Source organism: Streptomyces sp. NRRL F-2664 (assembly GCF_000719345.1).
Taxonomy (GTDB): Bacteria; Actinomycetota; Actinomycetes; order Streptomycetales; family Streptomycetaceae; genus Streptomyces.
Genome location: NZ_JOFX01000371.1, coordinates 1 through 429, shown reverse-complemented (window position 1 = coordinate 429; position 429 = coordinate 1). Strand labels below are relative to the sequence as shown.

Genomic DNA, 429 nt, shown 5'->3' with positions numbered 1-429 from the left:
CGCGGCCAGCGCCGGGACGGGCGATCCGGGGATCTCCTCGTAGGCGATCTCGGTCACCGCGCCGAGGGGCGAGGCGACGCGGGTGATGACGGGGCCGTGCCCGGCCAGCGGCCGCCCGTACTCCAGCAGGGTGGCGGCGCCGTCGCTGCCGGTGGCCTTGCGGACCAGGCCGTCCTCCAGTTCGAGGACGGCGGTCAGGCGGTGGCCGTCGCCGGAACGGGCCGGGGCGGTGAAGACGACCCGGCCGTCGTCGTAGGCGACTTCTGTGGTGGCGCCGTAGGGGTCGGTGACAGACGTGAGCTGCCAGGTCTCTCCGGCCGGGGCAAAGCTGAAGTCGGTGCGGTTGCCGTGCCGGTCCGCAAACGCGACGGGGTTGCCGGCGGTGTCGAAGTACTGCACGGACCCGTCGGTGCGGTCGGTCAGCCGCCA

1 protein-coding gene is annotated in these 429 nt (G+C 73.9%); it reads right to left on the bottom strand.

The window, feature by feature from the left end:
* A partial coding sequence (locus IF89_RS39725) for a hypothetical protein (protein WP_043194993.1) occupies positions 1-429 on the bottom strand: 429 nt, incomplete at both ends.